Raw genomic sequence first — 16,128 nt, 5'->3', positions numbered from 1 at the left:
TTAACTGTATATGAATGTTATATTATTTTTTTACAAAGAGTTCATGAGCTCCTCTGTAATTTCCATGTTATGATAAACATTTTGTACATCATCATCTTCCTCAAAGCGATCAAGCATTTTCATATTGGCTTTAAACTGCTCTTCAGTAACTTCTTTTGTATTGTTTGGAATTCTTTGAAGCTCTGCACTTTTAACTTCAATTTTTAGTTCATCTAATTTATGAGATAAAGAACCGAAATCTTCAAATGCAGTAGTAATCATTATTTCTTCATCATCTTTATCAATATCTTCTGCACCACCATCAATCATCTCCATTTCAAATTCATCCCAATCCATTTTTACCTGGCTTGGATCGATGTAAAAGATCCCTTTTCTATCGAAGATAAAGGCAAGTTCCCCGTTTTTCCCCAGGTTACCATCAAATTTATTAAAGACAGCTCTTACATTCGCTACCGTTCTTGTCGTATTATTTGTAGTACATTCTACAAAGAAAGCAACTCCTCCTTGTCCATACCCTTCGTATGTTACCTCTTCATAGTTTTCAGCATCAGCTCCACTTGCTTTTTTGATTGCTCTTTCTACGTTATCTTTCGGCATATTTGCACCTTTGGCATTCTGGATGCATCTTCTTAACGCCGGATTTGATTCCGGGTCTGCTCCACCTGCTTTTACTGCTAACGCTATATCTTTACCAATTTTAGAGAAAGTCTTGGCCATTTTATCCCAACGCGCCATTTTCGAAGCTTTTCTATATTCAAACGCTCTTCCCATTTTTATTTTTAAATTTTGAACAAAATTACTTAAAAGTCAACGAAAAAAAAATACCTCCAAAAAATTTGGAGGTATTAATTATTTAGAAAAATTAATTATTTTTTCTTTTTAGCAGCAGCTTTTTTAGCTGGAGCTTTTTTCTTAGCTGTAGATTTTTTCTTAGCTACTGCTTTCTTAGCAGGTGCATCAGCGTAATCTTTCTTAGCGATTGAATTCCATTGAGCATCATCTTCGATAGCAGTTACAACTACTTTTCTATCAGCTTGTCTTTCAGCATCAGAAGCTGTTGCAGGAACTGTAGCTTTAGCTTTACCAACACCTACAGATTTAAGTGCGTTAGCATCTACTCCTCTTGCATCTAAAGCAGCAACTACAGAAGCAGCTCTTTCTCTAGATAATTTCAAGTTGTAAACTTCAGAACCTTTAGCATCTGTTCTTCCTTCTAATAGATAGTGACCTCCATCTTTCTTAATGATATCAGCTGCTCTATCTAACGCTGGCTTAGACTCAGCTTTGATTGAAGACTTGTTGAAATCGAAATAAACATTTCTGAATTCGTTTTCTACTTCAGTTGCAGTTTGTTTTTTAGGCTTAGGACATCCGTTGTATTCTGGTAATCCAGGAACTGTAGGACAAGCATCATCTTTATCAAGGATACCGTCACCATCTGTATCTGGCCAAGGACAACCGTTGTTTTCAGCTGGACCTGCTACTGTAGGACAAGCATCATCTTTGTCGATAACACCGTCACCATCTGTATCTGGCCAAGGACAACCGTTGTTTTCAACTGGTCCTGCTACATCTGGACATTGATCGTCTTTATCTGGAACTCCATCACCGTCAGTATCAGGACATCCTTGGAATTCTGGTAAACCTGGAGTATCAGGACAAAGATCGTCTTTATCTAAGATACCATCTTTATCTCTATCTCTGTTACCAAATCTAAAGTTCAAAGATGCAGAAGCTTGCCAGAAGTTTGCAACTGTAGATTTATCACCTGGAGTTGAAACATAATCTCCTTGAACACCTAAACCGAAGTTTTTAGTTACCCAGAAGTTGATACCTGCACCAGTAGAAACTGTAAAGAAGTTAGCTTTACCATTTTCATTACCGTTATCCCCGTTACTGATAACATAACCGTTAGCGTCAGTTCTTGGGAAAGTTAATGCAGTATAATCATGTCTTAAATAGTTCGCACCTACTCTTAAGTATGGATCAAACCAAGACTCCTCGTTCCATAAAAGACCCGCTGCCTTAGCTTGGAAACCAAGACCAGTCATTAGGAAAAATTCTTTCCCGCTGTTGAATCTCTTATTGTCAACGTTCCCTACTGAAGTCTGCCAGTCGATTACTAAACCTTTACCGATATTTCTTGCTACAGTAAGTTTAGATAATGGAGGCGTAATAGAGAAGTTGTTCATATTGAACAAAGTCTTTGTTAAATTTCTTGCAGCAAAAGTATTACTGAAGTTGTTTCTCTGAGCTGTATGATTTTCCGCATGAGCACCAACTCCGATCATCCACGGATTGTTGGTAGTCTGTGCGAATACAGTAGAAGCAACAGTAAGTGCCAATGCTGAAATTCCTAATTTTAGATTTTTCATAGAATTAAATGATTAAATAATTGATATTGCAAAATAAATATAATTTTTCTTTATATACAAAGTTTTTTGAATGATTTTTAACTTTTCTTTAATATTCTATCCAGGGTTCGTTTATTTTCTCTATCTTTTATCGCTTCCCTTTTATCAAAAAGCTTTTTCCCTCTTGCAAGGGCTATTAAGACCTTAGCTTTTCCCTTATCCGTAATATATAACTTCAAAGGTATAATTGTGTTCCCTGCATCTTTTAACTTTTTCTCGAATTTTTGTAATTCTTTTTTGTGCAAGAGCAATTTCCGTTCCCTTTTTGTTTTATGATTGTAAAAAGTGCCTAATTTGTATTCATCAATCATCATGTTAATGATGTACAACTCCCCATCAATAAACTGACAGAAGGATTCTGCAATGGATGCTTTTGAAGAACGTAAAGATTTTATTTCTGTGCCTGTTAAAACCATTCCAGCTTCAATTTCTTCAATGATTTCGTATTCAAAACGGGCTCTTCTGTTTAATATGTTAACTGTTTTCTCGATCTTCATTATATTAAAATTTCTTTATGAAATATACAAAAATACCTTTCATTTAAAAACTTGACTATTACATTATTATAAATTACCCAAATTCTTTTCGTATTTTTGCGCCAAATTTACAAAACTATATGTTAACAGTATCTAACTTATCTTTACAATTCGGGAAAAGAGTTCTTTTTGACGAGGTAAACATTATGTTTACTAAAGGAAATTGTTATGGGATTATCGGAGCTAATGGTGCAGGAAAATCAACATTCCTTAAAATACTAACCGGAAAACAAGACCCAACCACAGGAAGTGTATCATTAGAGCCTGGAAAAAGAATGTCTGTTTTAGAGCAGGATCACTTTGCATACGACCAATATAATGTCCTTGAAACAGTATTAAGAGGTAACAAAAAGTTATTCGAGATAAAAGCGGAAATGGATGCGTTATACGCAAAAGAAGATTTCTCTGATGAAGATGGTATCAAAGCTGGAGAGCTTGGTGTTATCTATGATGAAATGGGAGGATGGAATTCAGAATCTGATGCGCAAACAATGCTTTCTAACGTAGGAATCAAGGATGATATGCATTGGCAGATGATGAGTGAACTAGAAAACAAAGACAAAGTAAAAGTTCTTTTAGCTCAGGCATTATTTGGAAATCCTGATGTTTTAATTCTCGATGAGCCTACCAATGACCTTGACATCGACACTATCGCATGGCTTGAAAATTTCCTGGCTGATTATGAAAACACCGTTATTGTTGTTTCTCACGACCGTCACTTCTTAGACACCGTATGTACGCACATCGGAGATTTAGACTATGCAAAACTTAATCTTTATACCGGTAACTATTCTTTCTGGTATCAGGCGTCTCAGTTGGCAACAAGACAGAGAGCTCAGGCAAATAAAAAAGCAGAGGAAAAGAAGAAGGAACTTCAGGATTTCATCGCAAGATTCAGTTCAAACGTAGCAAAAGCAAAACAAGCTACAGCAAGAAAGAAAATGATTGACAAACTGAATATTGATGATATCAAACCTTCTTCCAGAAGATATCCTGCGATTATTTTTGAAATGGAAAGAGAAGCAGGAGATCAGATTCTTGAAGTAAAAAGTCTTGAAAAATCTAAAGATGGAGAACTTCTTTTTTCTGATATTAACTTAAACCTTAAAAAAGGAGATAAAGTTGCAGTTCTTTCAAAAAATTCATTGGCTATAACTGAGTTTTTCCAGGTATTGGCTGGGGAATCACAACCAGACAAAGGAACATTCAATTGGGGAATTACTACTTCTCAATCTTATATGCCTCTCGATAATACTGACTTTTTCCAGGAAGACATCAACTTAGTTGACTGGTTAAGACAGTTCACTAAAAATGATGAGGAACGCCATGAGGAATTTGTAAGAGGATTCCTTGGAAGAATGCTATTCTCCGGTGACGAAGCTTTGAAATCTTGTAAAGTGCTTTCAGGAGGTGAGAAAATGAGATGTATGTTTAGTAGAATGATGCTTCAGAAAGCCAATATTCTATTGTTAGATGAACCTACCAACCACTTAGATCTGGAAAGTATTACAACATTGAACAACTCTTTATCTAATTTCAAAGGAAATCTTTTACTGGCGTCTCATGACCACGAAATGCTTCAAACAGTCTGTAACAGAATCATTGAATTAACTCCTAACGGAATTATCGATAGAGAGATGAGTTATGATGATTATCTTGCGGATAAAAAAGTAAAAGAATTAAGAGAAAAAATGTATTCTTAATTGATCAAGGCAAATTGAAAATAAATAAAAAGTCCTCAAATAAATTGAGGATTTTTTATTTTCAGGTATTTACTATTTAGTAAGTTTAGTTGTTGGTAACGTGACAGTTCCAGGATCTTTCCATAGACCATCCTTTTCTGCTCTTTTCTTAATATTCTGAGCGCGCTTTTCACTATCTGGATGGGAATTAAACATTTTTTGAAAACCGGATTGTGTACTTCCTTCGGAAAGCAAAGCCAACTTTTTAAATGCTGTATATTCTGCTACGACATTATACTTATTCGTTTTCATAAAATCGTATGAGTATACATCTGCTTCAGATTCCTGTTTTTTACTGTGTGAAGCATCCATAAATGCATTAGCCATCTTCCCTATCTGGCTGTCATTTAATGTAGCTACCGCAGAGGATGCTGAAGATGCAGCATCTAATGCCGCAGCCTTTAAATAAGCCGATTTAATAGCGTCTTTAGTATCGTGATTTTTAACATGACCGATTTCATGTCCGATTACCGCCAGCAGTTCATCATCTGTCATTATATCCATTAATGAGGAAAACACGCGAACGCTTCCGTCTGCACAGGCAAAAGCATTAATGTCTTTTACTTTATACACTTTGTAATTAAGATTAAGACCATCTTGTGATTTATGTTTACCGAAAAGTTTATTCAGTCTGATGGTGTATGGGTCTTTAGGGCCGGCTACAGGATTATTTTTATCCATCCATTCTACAGATTCTTTAGATAACTTTACAGCATCTTCATTGGTAAAAGTGAGCGCCTTCGCTCCTTTAGAAGCAACATCTGTAATTTTTCCTAAACTAATTTTTTGTCCCTGAAATGCGTGAACAGCTCCCAGTAAGCATACGCTTAAAACAATTCTTTTCATATTAATTTTATTTTCCTTTTGGCCGGCGAATATATGATTTTTTTCAACAAAAAAATCCTTTTCTGAAAAATTTCAGAAAAGGATCCACACCTAATATTAAGAAATCACCTACACAATAAATAAAGATGCAATTGCTGTTGCATCACTACCACTTAAAATTTCATCGTAAGCAGCAGAACCTGCTGCAGCTCCAAATGCAGTTGAAGTATTGTATCCGGCTTGATTTGTATTATCCTCACCCGCGTACACAGGGTTTGTTGCAGACGGCATGTTTCCTCCGTTGGCCAGTTCAATCCACCCTTTATTTCCTCTCATTCTTCTTACTTGCGAAGCATGTCTGGCTTCTACAGAGTGAATTTGTAAAGCAGCTTGTAATACTACTTTATTAGACATTACATTTCCTGCCTGTCCCTTATAGGCTCTAACGCCCGTATCTTCAAAGGCTTGCGCCAGAACAAGAAACTGATTATAATCTGTAAACGGAGTAAAATTACCTCCCGCCGTAAAGTCAAAAGTAGGTTTCGATGCGGGTGTAACTCCCAAAGAGGTCAATGTACTTTTCAAGAAACCAACATGTGCAGACTCATGTTTAGAAATTTGCATAAAAACGGTACGGTCAGCATTAGGAATTAAACTTGCTGTAGATAGTCCAATACTGTAATATTCATTTTCTAAGTATTCCAGCGTCAGGGCAAGTTGTAACGCATCGGTTAAAGCACTCTTTAAAAAGCTTCCTGTAACTGGTGTTGTATTTCGGTTTTCAGCTTTCGCCGGAGTTGACATTGCGACTCCTAAGCCCAGAGGAACAGAAGCAATAGCTGCTTTTTTTCCAAATGCTGAAAGATTTGTAATGGTCTCTAATCTTGATGCTTCTGTTGTAAAGAATTTATCATCAGAAAATCTATCTAGTAATTTAAGAATGTTCATAATAGTACGTTTTTAAAAGTAAATAATTTAGTTAATGCCTCTTTCTTTCCAGGTAAAAGGTGTCTTTATAAATCCTCCTGCAGCCATTACAACATCTTTTGGCTCTTTTGCCACATCCAATCCATTGGCATCAATCACATCATCCCCTGAAAAATCAGCAGATCCGGGATTGATAAGATTTCTGATCGCAGAAGCATGTCTTGCTTCCACAGAAACTATTTTCCCTGCAATTACTAAATAATTAGGATCCGTAATATACTTTCCTGCTGCATTATACGCAGCAACACCTGTATCTTCCAAAGCCTTAGCAGTAGCTAATACTGAACTTCTGTTATTAAAATTCACACCCGGATATTGAAATTCAAGCTTTGGCAGTACATTAGCAGTAACTCCTGATATTGCAGCTTTAAAGAAATCCCGATGGATTAATTCGTGATGATAGAGGTCAGTAAATAATTCTTTTTCAATGGTTGAAATACCTGAATAAAAACTGTTAACAACTTTAGTATAGAAATCTGCTTCGAGCTGCTCAAGAGCATAAGCATAATTCAATACCCCGACATCGCCTTTACCAAGGTCGAATACCTGGTCGTCTGTCATTTGAAAATCATCATTATCATCACAGCCTACTAATGCAAGACCTGCCATGGCAAGTCCAATGCCGCCGAGTTTTAAGAAATTTCTTCTACCGGTATCCAGTGTGGCTCCCTGGCTAGAAACATTAATCGTCTTTTTCATAATATTAATTTTTAAAGTGTTTAGTTATTTAATATCATTTACGACAATCAATTATCTTTGGATTTACAAAATCAAAAAAAATGTTAACTTTTCTCTAAAACTTTTCCAAATAACCTATTGAACATCTAAAAAGCGACTCGATAAATATTAATAACAAATCAGAATTGAAAGGTCTTTAACGTCACTTAAAATCTTTGTTTTATATTATTATATTAACAGTTCATCATTCCTTTTTAAAATATATTTTCCCTATTTTTGTGAAATGAGTCAAAAATGGATTTACAGACCTGAACCCGATGAGGAAGTTGTAGACAGATTAAGTTCGTCACTTGGTTTCGGAACTTTTGAATCTAAACTTCTCGTTCTTAGAGGAATTGACAATTATCAAAAGGCAAGAGAATTTTTTAAGCCCAATCTCACTGATATACATAGTCCGTTTTTAATGGCTGATATGCAAAAGGCTGTAGAGCGTATTGCAACAGCTATTGAGAATGGTGAAAAAATATTGGTTTATGGAGATTATGATGTAGATGGAACAACTGCTGTTGCGCTGATGTATTTATACCTCAGCAAAATAGTTCAGAAAAAATATCTTGATTATTATATTCCGGACAGAAACTCTGAGGGATACGGTATTTCAACAGAAGGGATAGATTTTGCAAAGGAGAATGGATTTTCTTTGATTATAGCTCTGGATTGTGGGATCAAAGCAATTGATATGATTAATTATGCGCAGAATTTAGGCGTTGATTTTATTATTTGTGACCACCACTTACCAGGAGATGAAATTCCTAATGCAGTTGCCGTATTAGATCCTAAAAGAAGTGATTGCAGATATCCTTTCAAAGAGCTTTCAGGGTGCGGAGTTGGCTTTAAATTATGCCAGGGTCTAAATACAATCTACAAAATACCGGATTCGGAGCTGTTTGAATTAACCGATTTGCTTGCAATTTCTATTGCTGCAGATATTGTCTCAATGACCGGAGAAAACAGGGTTCTGGCCAAAATGGGTTTAAAAACCCTTCGAAAAACAAGAAATTTAGGATTAAGACTCTTAATTCCCGAAGATAAACTTTCTCATTTTGAAATTTCAAACATTGTTTTTGAAATTGCTCCAAAGATCAATGCTGCCGGTAGAATTTCTCATGGAAAAGCAGCTGTAGAACTTATGGTTTCAGATAATCTGAAACATGCGCATCAGATTGTAAGTGACATTATGGGACTTAATGATGAAAGACGGGAACTCGATATGAACTCGACGCTTTCGGCACTTAATCAAATCATTGAATCGCAACAGGAAACCAATCTGACAACGATTGTTTACCACCCTGAGTGGAATAAAGGTGTTATCGGAATCGTAGCATCCAGACTCATTGAGACTTATTACAAACCCACTTTGGTTTTTACAGATGGTAACAACGGAGAAATGGTTGCTTCCGCAAGATCAGTTTCTGATTTCGATGTTCATGAGGCGTTGGATATGTGCTCAGAGTACTTTTTGAAATTTGGAGGACATCATGCTGCAGCGGGACTTTCAATGGAAAAATCTAAATTCGAGGCATTTAAGGAAAAATTCGAAAAGGTGGTCGCTGAAAAGATTCAGGAACACCAGAAAGAATCATCGATCATTATAGATTCTGAAATAGAAATTGATGATATCAACCGCGAGTTTATAAATTTCCATAGAAAACTTGCACCCTTTGGTCCACATAATATGAAACCCATCCTCACTTTAAGGAACCAGAAATTATCCGGTTATATAAAAACAATGGGGAAAGATAATAACCACGTGAAATTTTATATTAAGCAGGAATCCACCGGTAGAAATATAGAATGCGTTGGTTTTAAATTAGGGCAATTCTCTGAAGACTTCAGAAATAAGCATTTCGATCTCGCATTTACTCTGGAAGAAAATCACTGGAAAGGAAATGTAACACACTACCTGAATATAAAGGATGTGAAGTTTAGGGACTAAGGATAAAATACAACTTTAACGCTATACTTTGCATCTCATATACACCTGCAAATGAAAATGAAAAAAATCGGTTTATTCTTCGGATCTTTCAATCCTATACATATTGGACATCTTATTCTTGCGAATTATATTCTGGAAAATTCAAATATGGAAGAATTATGGTTTGTTGTAAGTCCTCAAAACCCTTTTAAGGATAAAAAATCATTGCTTAAAGATCATAATCGACTGGATATGGTACAGGCAGCTATTAAAAATTACCCGAACATGAGGGCTTCCAATGTGGAGTTTTCTTTACCCAGGCCAAGTTATACTATTGACACTCTGACGTATCTCAATGAAAAATACCCTGATCATTCATTCAGCTTGATTATGGGAGAGGACAATTTGGAGGGCCTGCATAAATGGAAAAATTCCGAAACTTTATTAAAGAATCACCATATTATTGTTTATCCACGAATTTTTGAAGGCGAGAAAAAAGATTCTGAGTATGTACAACACGAAAATATTTCTTTTATCAAAGCCCCTGTCATTGAAATTTCTGCAACCGAAATTCGCCATATGATCAAGGAAGGTAAAAATGTGCGTCCTATGCTCCCTCCTGAGGTTTTTGAATATTTGGATGGTAGTAGTTTTTATAAGTAACAAATATGAAATTTTATATCTTTTTTTTCATTTTTCTCACTCAAGCCTTTTTATTTGGTCAAGATACATCTACTAAAATAGCAGATTCTTTACGAAAGGAAAAAGAGATAGAATACATAAAAAGATTTCAAGAAAGGCAAAAATATTATAATGAACAATGTAGTAATGATTCAATTAAAGCAGTTGAAGATTCAAAGATTGAAAATAAATATTTTACATACCTTATCGCACCAGGTGGAGATGATTTTCCAGCAAAGAAAGAGATCGAACAAGCTTTAAAAAAGCACAATATTATTTGGGGAGGAGCTTTTATGGGAAGCGACATACCAGCACATTACACCAGTAATTTATGTTATCATCGATATATGAATTACTTTACAGAAAAAAAATTTGGTAAAGATCTTATCGAGGACATTGTAAAACAATCACTTTTAGATCATGTGAATAAAAATCCTTCTATAATTTTTGAATATAATGATAATTTAAATTGGATCTATAAAGGAGATCCTAAATTAGCTGATATTTTACTCAATACCTTTTTTTTCAAAAATTTCATGTATCCAAAAGGATACATAGATTCTTCACAAAAGAATCAATCTTTTACTAAAGTTATGTTATATGTAGATGAGAATGACGATACTTTAAAAGTGGAAAGCTTTGATCATCATATAATAAATCGATACAATAAGCAGTTTATTCCTTACTTTGAAAAAAAGATTAAGAGTTTTATAAAATCTAGTAAATTTGTCCTCTCAAAACGAGCCATTCTGTATAATGGTATTAAATATTCTTTTAAAATTTATTATAAGTAATCGAAATGAATTTCATCGAAAAATTTTTCTCAAAATATCCCCAGGAAAAAATCATTAAATGGTTCAAGCAAATCTGTGTAGCTGAAGCAGTTTCCTGTTTTTTACTTTATGGGGTTGCCATGATCTGGAAGAGATATGATGACGAAGGATTGCTTCCCACAATTTTTATTATTGTCATCGGAAACATTCATGGTCTTTTTTTTACTGTATATCTTTTACTTTGTATTCCGGTGAGAAAAATATTCAAATGGGATGACGAAGATTTTGTTTTTGCCCTACTCTCGGCATTTTTCCCATTTGCCACAATATGGGTAGATAAAAAATTAGCCCGTTTCGACAGAGAATAAATCGGTTCTCCACTGAATATACAATATATTAAAAAGGACTGATAAGTCCTTTTTTTATTTATCTACATTGCATTCCTATACATATCTATCACATCACTTTTAATTGAGTAATAATCAACATCGAAATATAACTGAGACAGAAACTTTTTTAAGTCTCTTTTATGTTAATTTTTCCTAATTGCCGATTATGATGTAACAACTTTAGAACTTAAGTTGTCTAAATAATTGAAACATCTTAATCTGTAAAATTTTTAATTTAAAATTTACATCCTGAAAATCAATAAGTTAATAATAAGTCAAAAACATTTTAAGTACTTTGTATTGCATAATACTAAATTTATTATATATCTTTGTAATGTTAAATAATAACAAATACAAGCTATTAACAAACTAAAAATAAAATCATGAAAACGCCACTTCTCATTTCAGCTTTATTTTTCAGCGGATTTATTTTTGCCCAACAAAAATCTGATACTTTAAAAACTAAAAATATAGAGGGTATAACTTTAAAGAAACAGGTCTTCAGAAAACAAAGCGACCGTTTTATTTATGATGTTGCATCATCCCCTATTGCGAAAGGAACAAACTCTTTCAATCTGCTAAAACAAACTCCTATGATTTCCAGCATTGACGGAAAATCGTTAAAAATTATGGGAAAGTCAGAGGTTGTTATCTACATCAATAATAAAAAGACCAACATGGATTCTGAATCATTAATTGAAATGCTAAAAAATACGCCTTCAGAGGATATTCAGAAAATTGAGGTAATTACAGTCCCTGGCAGTGAATTTCAGGTTGAATCCAACGAGGGAGTTATCAATATTGTGATGAAAAAGAAGAGGAATAATGGTTATAATGGAACTTTGAAAATGCAAAATGAACAAAGTTATTATAACAATCCTTCAGCCGGAGTTTCTTTTAATTTCAGACAGAATAAATTTGCTGTAAACACCAATTTCAATACAGGAAGCTGGACAGAAAGAGAAAAATACAGGTTGTCAAACGGAGATTCCACATTTAAAAATGAATCTTTTGGATTTAATGATGATCCAAACAAAAATTTTGGAGGAAGCGTAAATATTGATTATGAAATCGATAAAAAACAGAACCTCAGCTTCACTTATAATATGAGGTATAATAAGAGCTTTAACTCAATCTTAGATATCACAAATATTCAGAACGGAGTTTTAAAAAACAGAACCGTAAATGATGAAGACGCACAAAGAAGAAACCATTCTTTCAATTTAAATTATGAAATAAAAACGGATACATTAGGTAGTAAACTAACTTCCAATATTTCATATTTGTGGTTCAACAGGGATAAATACAGTATTAACGAAACCTTTCCATTTGTAACTGACAAGGATAACAAATATGGAGCGTTTAAACAATGGGTTCCCCAAATCATCAATAATTATGCTGCTAATATCGACTACCTTAAAAAAACAAAATCTGGAGATTCATGGTTGATGGGAGTAAGCTATAACAATACGAAAACAGATAACGATACAAGACAGGATATTTATACTGCTAATGGTTTTGTAAATGACTACGATCAAACAAATTATTTTATTTATAAGGAAAACATCTTAGGAGCATACATCACTTATGAAAGGAAATTAAACGAAAAATTGTCCGGTAAAATAGGAACCCGTTATGAAATGACTAAAAGCAGCGGAGAGATTCTGGGAAAAACCAGCTTCGACAGAAATTATAACAACCTGTTGCCGTATGTTAATATCAACTATGCAATTAATGAAGATAATAACATAAGCTACACTTTCTCAAGCCGGATCAGAAGACCAAGATTCTGGGAACTGAATCCATCAAGAACTTACTTTACACCGGATAATTATACTCAGAATAATCCTTTTGTATTAGCTTCTAAACATTACAATCAGGAAATTAACTATATGTTTAAGAATGCATTTTACGCAAATTTAAGCTTTAACTATGTAGAGGATGCTTCTAATCAGGTGCCATTACAAGGAACAGTCACCAAACCGGAAAAGGACAAAAATGGTCAGATCATTCTGGATGAAAATGGAAATCCTAAAATGGTTACGACTAAATTTCTAAGATATATCAGAACGAATTATGGTAATAACAAACAGCTGGGTCTTACTCTGGGAATGAATAAATCATGGATCAAAGAAATCTGGACAACCAATTACTCAGTTAATTTAGCTTATGTAATGTATTCAGGGACAGTAAGTGAAGATCCGACATCTGTTCAAATACCAGGACAAACAGAAGTTCTTGCCCCGTATATCGTTGATGTGAAAAATTTCAATTTTTCAGCACAGTTTAATAATACCATCCGCTTATCTGCCAAAAAAGACTGGTTCCTGGGAATCAATTATTTCTTTGCAAGCAAAAGTAAAATGGAAATCGGAGAAATGGGTATCAGACAGAGTCTTGACCTGAGTGTCAAAAAGATCATGGGTAACTGGACTTTTGTAGCAGAATTATATGATGTGTTTAACCAAAACTTCAATAAAATCAATGGTGTCCAGCCTAATGGCAGCTATAATAATGTGACCAATTTTGGTTATCCAAGAATATTGAATATCGGGGTCACTTATAACTTCGGAAACCAGAAACTGCAAAAAGCAAGGGAAATAAAATCAGCAAATGATGCTGTAAAATCGAGAACTTAATTAACTAACCTATTACAGCTTTAGATCAAATACATAAGAGTCCAAAGCTGCACAAAAAAATAAATTTCATGAAAACGCCACTACTCATCGCAGCCTTATTTTTCAGCGGATTAGCACTCGCCCAGGAAAAAAAATCAGATTCGGTAAAAACCAAAAATATCGAAGGAGTTACTCTAACAAAACAGATTTTTAAAAAGCAGAGCGACCGCTTTGTATATGATGTAGCTGCTTCACCAGTTGCTAAAGGAAATACAACATTTGATCTTTTGAAGCAAACACCACTGCTATCAACTACAGATGATAAAACATTAAAAATAGCAGGAAAGAATAATGTACTGATCTATATCAACGGACGAAAAACCAATATGGACTCTGAGTCTCTGGTGCAGTTCCTTAAAAATACTCCTGCAGAAAATATCCAGAAAATTGAAGTCATTACGGTTCCCGGAAGTGAATACCAGGTAGAGTCTTCTGATGGAATCATCAATATCGTTTTAAAGAAAAAAATGAGCGACGGATTGAATGGGAATATGAGAATGTCCAATAGCCAAAATAAATACAATGCAAGCTCAGCCAGTTTTTCTGCTAATTACAGAAAAGATAAATTAGGAATCAGTGCTAATCTCAACGGGGGAGAAAATATTCAACCTCAATCTTATATTCTGCGAAATGGTACAGATCAGCTAAAAAATGAATCGGTAGGAGATATTGATGATCCAAATAAAAATATTGGTGGCTATCTGAATATTGATTATCAACTGACCGAAAAAAGTAATCTGGCATTATCATGGAATTCCTGGGCTAACAGAAGTTACAACTCCACGATCGATTTATTTAATACCTTAACGCAGCCAAACTCGTTGGGTGTGGTAGAAACAACGCATACATGGACTAAAAACAGAGAAGATTCCAGAAACTACAATAACTCTGTGAATTTAAACTATGAGCTAAAACTGGACTCCCTTGGAAGTAAATTTAATGCAAATGCTGCATATCTTATTTACAAAAGGTTTCAGTTTTCAAAAAATAACACCATGATTCCGGATGAAAATGGTAACGGTTATTCCAGACCAGGAAAAACAATCACACAAAATACTCCGCAGGTCATTAAGAATTTTTCAGGTACAGTAGATTATATTCAGAAATTTAAGAATGACTTTACCCTCTCTTTAGGTGGAAATTTCAATAAAACCAAAACTGATAATGATACAAAGAACTTTACATATCAGTTTATAGATAAGGATGGTAATTATAACAATAATCCACAGCCAGCACCGGATTTCAACCATTTTATATATGATGAAAATATCTATGGAGTGTATCTCACTCTTGAAAAAAAGTTTTCAGATAAATTTTCAGGAAAGGTGGGTGCCCGATATGAAATTACAAACAGCCTGGGAACAGCGGATAGTCCTACCAATATAATTGAAAGCCAAAAACATCAGAGAATTGAGAGAAATTATAATAATTTCCTGCCGTACCTCAGCTTCAATTATGCTATCAATGATAAGAATAATATTTCCTATTCATTTTCAAGCAGAATGAGAAGACCAAGCTTCTGGGAATTAAACCCGATAAGAAATTACATTACAGAGTTTAACTACACACAAAACAATCCCTTTGTAAAAGCTTCATCAACATACAATCAGGAATTGACCTACATGTATAAAAACTCTTATTTCCTGATTTTAAACCACTCTTATTTTAAAGATCAGATCACACAGGTTCCTTTACAAGGCTTTATAAAATCTGCGGATGGAAAAATAGGCACTCAAAATGTACTGCGTTACATCAGAACAAATTTTGGAGACAAGCAGGAAATGTCTGCCATGGTAGGAATTCAGAAAAATTTCTTTAAACAATACTTGACCCTGAATTTTAATACCGGTGTTCAGCACAATATCAACAATGGTTCTTTGGCTGAAGATCCAACTACAGGAGACACTTTTGTTGATAAGGACGGAAAGCCATTGGTTTATACTAATACTGTAAAATCGACAAGCATTGTAATCACGAGTAATAACACCATTCGTCTAGATAAGAAAAAAACCTGGTTTTTAGGAGTTAATTATTTCTTTATTGACAAACAACAAATAGAGCTTGGAATGCTGAAAAACCTGATGAGTCTTGATTTAAGTATAAAGAAAAACTGGAACGACTGGACCTTTGCTCTTAATGTGAATGATGTTCTAAGAACCAATATCGTAGAAATAGAAGATTATCAGCCAAACGGAAATTACAATTACATCAGAAACGATCAGTACAGAAGAGGAATGACTTTAAGCATCACTTACAATTTCGGAAATCAAAAAATAAAAAAGGTAAGGGATATTGAAAGCGCCTCAGATGATATTAAAAACAGAACCCGATAAAAACATTCATTCTTCATATCAATTATTTTTGCCAAACTCACTGATTTCTCAGTGAGTTTTTTATCTTAGAGCATATGAAAAATCTGATATCCTTTTGTAGTTTATTATTAATCCTGT

Annotated in this window: 13 protein-coding genes; 7 read left to right on the top strand and 6 right to left on the bottom strand. The window is 34.2% G+C overall.

From position 1 onward, the window contains the following. Nucleotides 1-30: 30 nt before the first annotated feature. The 3 genes from MTQ00_RS18375 to smpB all read right to left on the bottom strand — a co-directional run bounded on the left by MTQ00_RS18375 (nt 31) and on the right by smpB (nt 2,911). Nucleotides 31-771, bottom strand: coding sequence for a YebC/PmpR family DNA-binding transcriptional regulator (locus MTQ00_RS18375; protein WP_172284435.1), 741 nt, complete (start codon nt 769-771; stop codon nt 31-33). Nucleotides 772-866: 95 nt separating this feature from the next. Further along, on the bottom strand, nt 867-2,375 hold the full coding sequence (locus tag MTQ00_RS18370; protein WP_172284436.1) for an OmpA family protein: 1,509 nt from the start codon (nt 2,373-2,375) through the stop codon (nt 867-869). Between the two features lie 77 nt (nt 2,376-2,452). Further along, nucleotides 2,453-2,911, bottom strand: coding sequence for an SsrA-binding protein SmpB (smpB, locus tag MTQ00_RS18365; protein WP_172284446.1), 459 nt, complete (start codon nt 2,909-2,911; stop codon nt 2,453-2,455). A 119-nt stretch (nt 2,912-3,030) separates the two neighbouring features. Here smpB and MTQ00_RS18360 point away from each other — a divergent pair, with 119 nt between their 5' ends. Beyond that, a complete protein-coding gene (locus MTQ00_RS18360) occupies nt 3,031-4,653 on the top strand; it encodes an ABC-F family ATP-binding cassette domain-containing protein (protein WP_273650563.1) in 1,623 nt (540 codons plus the stop codon). 72 nt (nt 4,654-4,725) lie between these two features. Here the strand turns inward: MTQ00_RS18360 and MTQ00_RS18355 are convergent, their stop codons facing one another. From MTQ00_RS18355 to MTQ00_RS18345, 3 genes are all read right to left on the bottom strand, one after another. Further along, nucleotides 4,726-5,538: a M48 family metallopeptidase gene (locus MTQ00_RS18355; RefSeq protein WP_273650562.1), complete on the bottom strand. Its 813-nt coding sequence runs from the start codon at nt 5,536-5,538 to the stop codon at nt 4,726-4,728. Nucleotides 5,539-5,646: 108 nt separating this feature from the next. Beyond that, nucleotides 5,647-6,465, bottom strand: coding sequence for a ferritin-like domain-containing protein (locus tag MTQ00_RS18350; RefSeq protein ID WP_172284452.1), 819 nt, complete (start codon nt 6,463-6,465; stop codon nt 5,647-5,649). Between the two features lie 27 nt (nt 6,466-6,492). Then, nucleotides 6,493-7,203, bottom strand: a complete 711-nt coding sequence (locus tag MTQ00_RS18345; protein WP_172284454.1) for a ferritin-like domain-containing protein — start codon at nt 7,201-7,203, stop codon at nt 6,493-6,495. A 262-nt stretch (nt 7,204-7,465) separates the two neighbouring features. On the opposite strand from MTQ00_RS18345, the gene recJ reads away from it, so the two are divergent. From recJ to MTQ00_RS18315, 6 genes are all read left to right on the top strand, one after another. Next, nucleotides 7,466-9,178: a single-stranded-DNA-specific exonuclease RecJ gene (gene recJ / locus MTQ00_RS18340; RefSeq protein WP_273650561.1), complete on the top strand. Its 1,713-nt coding sequence runs from the start codon at nt 7,466-7,468 to the stop codon at nt 9,176-9,178. Nucleotides 9,179-9,235: 57 nt separating this feature from the next. Continuing rightward, entirely contained in the window at nt 9,236-9,820 is a 585-nt protein-coding gene (gene nadD, locus MTQ00_RS18335; protein ID WP_273651076.1) for a nicotinate (nicotinamide) nucleotide adenylyltransferase, read from the top strand. 5 nt (nt 9,821-9,825) lie between these two features. Next, nucleotides 9,826-10,632 carry a hypothetical protein gene (locus tag MTQ00_RS18330; protein ID WP_273650560.1) on the top strand — a complete coding sequence of 269 codons (807 nt, stop codon included), beginning with the start codon at nt 9,826-9,828 and terminating at the stop codon, nt 10,630-10,632. Nucleotides 10,633-10,637: 5 nt separating this feature from the next. Further along, nucleotides 10,638-10,979 (top strand): DUF3817 domain-containing protein, encoded by a 342-nt coding sequence (locus MTQ00_RS18325; protein WP_273650559.1) that lies wholly within the window; start codon nt 10,638-10,640, stop codon nt 10,977-10,979. 404 nt (nt 10,980-11,383) lie between these two features. Continuing rightward, complete coding sequence (locus MTQ00_RS18320; RefSeq protein WP_273650558.1) at nt 11,384-13,639, top strand: outer membrane beta-barrel family protein; 2,256 nt, start codon at nt 11,384-11,386, stop codon at nt 13,637-13,639. Nucleotides 13,640-13,707: 68 nt separating this feature from the next. Next, complete coding sequence (locus MTQ00_RS18315; protein ID WP_273650557.1) at nt 13,708-16,011, top strand: TonB-dependent receptor domain-containing protein; 2,304 nt, start codon at nt 13,708-13,710, stop codon at nt 16,009-16,011. Nucleotides 16,012-16,128: the final 117 nt, after the last annotated feature.

Origin of the sequence: Chryseobacterium sp. B21-037 (genome assembly GCF_028570785.1) — a bacterium.
GTDB classification, from domain to species: Bacteria; Bacteroidota; Bacteroidia; order Flavobacteriales; family Weeksellaceae; genus Chryseobacterium; species Chryseobacterium proteolyticum.
This window is presented reverse-complemented; position numbering and strand designations above follow the sequence as displayed.

Coding starts and splice junctions, on each gene's coding strand:
- MTQ00_RS18325 (WP_273650559.1), top strand. CDS start 10,638: ATGAATTTCATCGAAAAATTTTTCTCAAAATATCCCCAGGAAAAAATC.
- recJ (WP_273650561.1), top strand. CDS start 7,466: ATGAGTCAAAAATGGATTTACAGACCTGAACCCGATGAGGAAGTTGTA.
- MTQ00_RS18355 (WP_273650562.1), bottom strand. CDS start 5,538: ATGAAAAGAATTGTTTTAAGCGTATGCTTACTGGGAGCTGTTCACGCA.
- smpB (WP_172284446.1), bottom strand. CDS start 2,911: ATGAAGATCGAGAAAACAGTTAACATATTAAACAGAAGAGCCCGTTTT.
- MTQ00_RS18370 (WP_172284436.1), bottom strand. CDS start 2,375: ATGAAAAATCTAAAATTAGGAATTTCAGCATTGGCACTTACTGTTGCT.
- MTQ00_RS18315 (WP_273650557.1), top strand. CDS start 13,708: ATGAAAACGCCACTACTCATCGCAGCCTTATTTTTCAGCGGATTAGCA.
- MTQ00_RS18320 (WP_273650558.1), top strand. CDS start 11,384: ATGAAAACGCCACTTCTCATTTCAGCTTTATTTTTCAGCGGATTTATT.
- MTQ00_RS18345 (WP_172284454.1), bottom strand. CDS start 7,203: ATGAAAAAGACGATTAATGTTTCTAGCCAGGGAGCCACACTGGATACC.
- MTQ00_RS18360 (WP_273650563.1), top strand. CDS start 3,031: ATGTTAACAGTATCTAACTTATCTTTACAATTCGGGAAAAGAGTTCTT.
- MTQ00_RS18330 (WP_273650560.1), top strand. CDS start 9,826: ATGAAATTTTATATCTTTTTTTTCATTTTTCTCACTCAAGCCTTTTTA.
- MTQ00_RS18375 (WP_172284435.1), bottom strand. CDS start 771: ATGGGAAGAGCGTTTGAATATAGAAAAGCTTCGAAAATGGCGCGTTGG.
- nadD (WP_273651076.1), top strand. CDS start 9,236: ATGAAAAAAATCGGTTTATTCTTCGGATCTTTCAATCCTATACATATT.
- MTQ00_RS18350 (WP_172284452.1), bottom strand. CDS start 6,465: ATGAACATTCTTAAATTACTAGATAGATTTTCTGATGATAAATTCTTT.